We start from the raw sequence: 5,532 nt of genomic DNA, 5'->3' as shown, positions 1-5,532 counted from the left end.
TTCGATGCGATGGCGAAACGGGGTCTCGATGTAGCCGACGTGCTCGTGTGGCACTCGACCGGCGGAGATATGCAGCCGGGGCGCTTCCGTACCTGGGAAGAATGGGACTTGCTTAACAATCAGGACATCACTCAGAATGGCAGGATCATACACTACGATCTGGAGGTATCGGGGTGGCTGTCAAGCCAAATGGGCCACATCACCGCGCTCGGCCTGAACGACCTCACCTCGATGGGCCCCTGTCCCGGAAGCGCGAACTGTCCGCCTCAGCTGGATTTCGCCAGTGGCTTAGACATCACCAGGTGGGCTGAGGAGCATGGCGCAGAAGTCATCGGCGTGAACCATACCTCCAACTGGAGCCTGAACCAGTCATGGCATGGCATAGGTTTGACCCCCCTTGAGCTTCCTATTCAGCTCGGGATCGCCAACGCGAAGATATCGTTCATGGCTGTGGAGACCCCCGGGCGGGGCCTCGGCGAGGTTACGATGCCGCTGAGTCGTGCTGCGTGGCAGCTGTGGAGCGACCTGCAGAATAGCGGTTTCCGCATCGCGATCGTGGGCGGAAGCGACAACAGGTGCTTTCAGCGACAAATCGGCCAGTTACGCACGGGCGTTCTGGTGGACACCGGCCCGCTGACCTTCGCCAAGTACCTTGACGGTATTCGCTGGGGCCGCACCCAGGCCGTGTACGACCAGGACACCAAGGCGAATCTGGACGCATGGGTGGGCAGCAGCCCCAACGATGTCAAGCACATCGGCGATACGCTCGATGTGGGCCCTCAACACCAGGGGCAAGTACTCTACTTTCGGGCTTGGACGCAACTTGTCGAGAGTGGCCTGATCGAAGTGCTGGTCAACGGGGAGGTCAAGCCCAACTGCCAATGGAATGGCAATGCGGGGCAACCGCAGTACCACCAGTGCCAGTTCACGATCGGCCCGAACCCCGGACAGTGGCATCGGGGAGCCTGGGTCAGTCTGCGTGCCCCACGTGTCCAGACGAGCCCGATCTACGTCACCTGGCTGAACCAACATATCTATCCGAGTTTCGAAGCGCCTTGCCGCTTGCGCAAGCACATCCAAGCCGTGATCGACAACCTCGCTCTCAATCCAGGGGATCCGTTGTACCAGTACAAGACCAAATACCAAGGCGCGCAAGGCGAGTATACCGAGTCCGCGATAAACGCTACGTATCAGGACGACGACCCTTTCAATGATGGATACAACTATTGCGTTGGGAGCTACCCTGATCCGCCGCCCCCCCCCAGTGGGTCCGCACTGTCCCACAGACGTGGAAGCGTTCTGGGGGCCTTGGCTCGATTTCCATCAAGGTAGCCCTCTCAATGGTCCGTCCGGGGTCATCACCGGTCGCATAACCCCTCACCCTTTCAGCACCTGGCCACAGCCGCACGGGTTCTACAAATTCTGCCACCAGGGATGCGATCCCGGTCACTTCTGCGACCTTGCCAGCAACACCTGCGTCAATTGCCTTGGAAACGCGAGCTCGTTCTGTCCCGATCACGACCGCTTCGTCGTGACAGCCACGTGCGAGGAAGGCACTCCGGGGGTGCAGCAGTACCTTCGGGCGCGGGCAACACTGCGGACCGAGGTCGGCGTTCGGGACCCGTACGTGCTGTGGTATTGCTGGTCGGGGCCGGACAACCCCAACTTGTGCGTACCGCACACGTTAGGCGCGAATAACGGCGGAACCACGTGGCACGGTGGGGGAACTTCCCTGGATTATACTTTGGATGTCGCTTGTCAGGCCAACCAGACGTTTCGTCTGCATCTTTGGGTGTCCAGTGGCGGACCCTCGGGGGCTATCCCCGCCATCCCCGAGCCCCCGGGCGTTTGTAACGTGTATTTGTTGAGCTACAACATCGAGCAGACCGAAGACGGGTACGTGCCTGGTTTTCTCCACCCCAACCCCATGGTACCCGACGTGCCACCGGTCAATCCGTAGAGCTCGAATCGGACATTTGGTCGTTTGGACATTCGGGGTATAGTTCTGCAACGAATCAACGATGTCCGGACCTCTTCGCTGCTTCGAACCCGACGGTCGTGCGAGTCTGGTCCCGATGCCACTGAACCGATTAGGTGCTGCGCTGGCAGCCAACGGTGGAGCTTAGCGATGCCCAGAGACCGAGCTTGGTGCACGTGGACATCCCCTATCGCCGTCTGGCTTGCGACGGGTTGCATGGCCCTGGCGGGCTGCGGCGCCAGGACGATCACCGCCGGAGCTGCCGGCAACTCTGGCAGCGGATCGGCTGGGACCCGCAGTCTCGGGGGCGCCGGTGGGGCAGGGGCCTGGGGCGCCGCCGGCGGCATTGGTGGTACTGGTGGTGCATCCGGCGGCTTCAGTGGCCAGACGGGCGCCGGTGGCTCGGGCGGTTTGGGTGCGGGTGTGGGCGGTTTCGGTGGCTTCGGGGGCGCCAGCGGTTTAGGTGGTGGCACGGGTGGCATTGCTGGCCGCTATCCCGGTCAGGCAGGCTTTCCTGGAGGTTGCCGGGCGGGTGTCTGCACGAGCAACGACCGCATACCCGGCGTTCGCTTCTGCGGGCTCAAGGTGGGAGGGCTGCCTCCGCCTTGCAGCGACACCCCGGCGTGCCACTCGGTTCAAGGCGTGTGCACTGCAGTGGGGTCTGAGATGTGGTGCATCAAGACCTGCGGGGAGGGTCAGGGAGGCATAGGCGGCGTCGGGGGTGTCGCGGGGCAGGGAGGTGTAGGCGGGACCGGGGGCACGGGGGGTCAGGCAGGCATAGGAGGCTGCTTGCCAGGATTTGTCTGCACGTCCCACTCTCGGGTGCCGGGTATCCGGTATTGTTCCCCCCTGGCGAACATGGTGCCTCCACTCTGCCACGACCTTCGGTGCAACGCCATCCGAGGCGTCTGCACGATCGTTGGCTTGGAAAGGTGGTGCATCAGGCAGTGCGGTTAGCTGGCTCGATGTACGCTGCGTACTCCGCTAGACGCTGCGTATGCTTGGCGGTGTACTTGCGGCGCCCCCGTTTCTCCATGCGACGATTGTATGCTGGCCATCTGTGGCAAGTAGTATCGTTTGCGGTGGTGTTGTCCGCATTGCAAGCCTGTGGGGGTGGCCGCACCGGCGTCGATTTCGGCAGCGCCGGAATCGGTGCAGGCGCCAGTGCAGGACAGGCTGGCACGGGCGGGGCGGCGGGCGGCGGCGCGGGGGATTCCGGCGTGGTGCATCCGATCGCCGGGCAACCGGGCGTGGATGGCGTGGACGCTGGAACCGCGGGTGAAGGCGGTATTGGTGGCGTCGGCGCTTGGAGCACAGGCCAAGGGGGCGCGGGTCAGGCTGGCCAAGGCGGGGTGGGCGGCGGGCGCGCTGGTGAGGGTGGCGCGGCGGCCTGTAAGCCCGGCCGCGCCGACTGCGACCGCTTCAGCGGCTGCGAGACGGATCTATCCCGTTCGACGCAGCACTGCGGTGCCTGCGGTGCGGCGTGCGAGTACCCGAACGCGGGTGCGAAGTGCGTGAGCGGGGTGTGCCGGCTGATCTGGTGTCCTCCCGGGCACTTCAACTGCGATGGCATCGCGCGCAACGGCTGCGAGTCGACCGAGCACTGTCCGGGTATCGGCGGCAGCGATGGTTGTCCGCCGGGCCGAGCCATCTGCAACTCGAGCCGGGGGACGTGTGCCTTTGATCTACTGAGATTCAACCACCATTGCGGCGGCTGTGGCGTTGAGTGCAACCCGCAAATCGGCGATTCCCGCTGCGTCAGCGGCGTGTGCACGCTCGTCTGGTGCCCGGATGGACACTTCGACTGCGACGGCGACGCGTTCAACGGCTGCGAGACGCCTGGGCCGTGCGACGGCAGCGCGGCTGGCGCGGGTGGGTCGGGCGCAGGCCAGGCCGGCGCGAGCGGTCGGGGTGGCGCCGGGGGCGAAGGCGGCGTTGCAGGCATCGCGGGCTTCACGGGTCAATCCGGTTCCACGGGGCAAGGCGGCGCAGCTGGCAGCGGTGCTACCAGTGGCCAAGGCGGCACGGGTGGCGGTGGCTCGGGTGGTTCCGGTGGTGAGGGCGGTATCGCAGGTCAGGGGGGCATCGCAGGCGTCGGTGGTCATGGCGGCTTTCCCGGTCAGGGAGGCTTTCCTGAAGGCTGCCGGTCGGGTGTCTGCACGACCAACAGCCGGATACCAGGCATTCGTTTCTGCGGGCTCAAGGTGGGGGGACTGCCTCCGCCCTGCAGCGACACCCCGGCGTGCCACACGGTTCAAGGTGTGTGCACTGCCGTGGGGTCCGACATGTGGTGCATCAAGACCTGCCGCTAGCGCTTTGGCTTTGGGGACTTCAGGCGAGTACTGGGTGGTGCGGGATGCGCCGCATGCGGGCAGCCCGGAACAGGGGATTTCGAGCGGTGAGTGGACGGGCAATAGGTGACTGGACGGGCGGTGCTTGCCGCGCAGCGTTCGTGGCCCTGACGTGTGGCTGCACCTTGGCCGGTTTCTTTTTGCCCCCTCACGCGCTGGCCAACGGGCGCTATCCGGCGGCGCAGCAGGTCATCGAGGATCCACGCGATTCCAGGCACCTGATCGTGAGGGCAACGTACGGGTTGCTCGTCACCCGGGACGCGGGAACGAGCTGGTCGCTCATTTGCGAGGAGGCTGTGGGCTATGGAAGCAACCAAGACCCGGTGCTCGGCCTGTTCGGAAACGGCAACCTGATGGCCGGCCTGTTCGGGGGGCTGGCGCTAGCGCCCGAAGACGGCTGCAGCTGGAGCTTGGCTCCGGGTGGTGTCAGCGACATGGAGATCATCGACGTCACGGTAGACCCTGGGCAGCGAGTGCACGGCCTGGCGCTCGCGACCAGGCAGCAACCCGATCGCAGCTTCCGGCACAGGCTCTGGCAGAGCCGCGATAACGGCGCCCTTTGGCAGGAGCTTGGCCCGGGCTTACCGGCCGAGCTCGACCTGCTGCCCACGGCGTTCGACGCTGCGCCCAGCGACCGCGGGCGCATCTACATCAGCGCCCTGGATCGCTCCGGATCCAAGTTCCAAGGCGTGCTCTTGCGAAGCGACGACCGGGCAGCCAACTGGAGCGTGCTGCCCGTGCCTCATACCGGCTTGTTCGGTATTCCCTACCTTTCGGCGGTAGCGCCTGCCGACCCGAACACCGTCTACGTGCGAGTCCACGGTCCAGGACAGGACCGTTTGTTGGTCTCGTCGAACGGCGGGCGCGACTGGCAGAGCGTGCTCGAGGGCAAGGCCGTGATGGCCGGCTTTGCGCTGTCGCCCGACGGCAGCGAGCTCGCGATCGGTTTCGGCTTGCCCCCTCGACCCCGCAACATCGACTGCGAGCGGCTGGGCATCTGGAAGGCGTCGACACGCGACCTGGTGTTCCGCAAGGTGTTCGGCGGCGTCGTGCAATGCCTGACCTGGACCCGACGCGGTCTGTACGCGTGCCTGAGCGAGCGAGCGCACGGTTTCGAGCTGGGGCTGTCCGAGGACGGGGGACAGCGTTTCAAGCCCTTGATGAAGCTTCGCAGCGTAAAGGGGCTGGCGTGCCCCTTGCCGA

5 protein-coding genes are annotated in these 5,532 nt (G+C 65.2%); all 5 read left to right on the top strand.

What is annotated here, in order from left to right; translation table 11 throughout:
• A partial coding sequence (locus tag MJD61_20425) for a hypothetical protein (GenBank protein MCG8557629.1) occupies nt 1-1,332 on the top strand: 1,332 nt, incomplete at its 5' end.
• Between the two features lie 199 nt (nt 1,333-1,531).
• A complete protein-coding gene (locus MJD61_20420; GenBank protein MCG8557628.1) occupies nt 1,532-1,960 on the top strand; it encodes a hypothetical protein in 429 nt (142 codons plus the stop codon).
• 168 nt (nt 1,961-2,128) lie between these two features.
• Nucleotides 2,129-2,935: a hypothetical protein gene (locus MJD61_20415; GenBank protein MCG8557627.1), complete on the top strand. Its 807-nt coding sequence runs from the start codon at nt 2,129-2,131 to the stop codon at nt 2,933-2,935.
• 128 nt (nt 2,936-3,063) lie between these two features.
• Nucleotides 3,064-4,290 (top strand): hypothetical protein, encoded by a 1,227-nt coding sequence (locus MJD61_20410; protein MCG8557626.1) that lies wholly within the window; start codon nt 3,064-3,066, stop codon nt 4,288-4,290.
• Nucleotides 4,291-4,376: 86 nt separating this feature from the next.
• On the top strand, nt 4,377-5,532 hold a 1,156-nt coding region (locus MJD61_20405; protein MCG8557625.1), incomplete at its 3' end, for a hypothetical protein.

The organism is Pseudomonadota bacterium, from assembly GCA_022361155.1.
GTDB lineage: Bacteria > Myxococcota_A > Polyangia > Polyangiales > JAKSBK01 > JAKSBK01.
The sequence above is the reverse complement of the archived record's forward strand: the minus strand, read 5'-3'. Positions and strand labels throughout refer to the sequence as shown.

Excerpts from the sequence above, each read along its gene's own strand:
- MJD61_20415 (MCG8557627.1), top strand. The coding sequence starts at position 2,129 with ATGCCCAGAGACCGAGCTTGGTGCACGTGGACATCCCCTATCGCCGTC.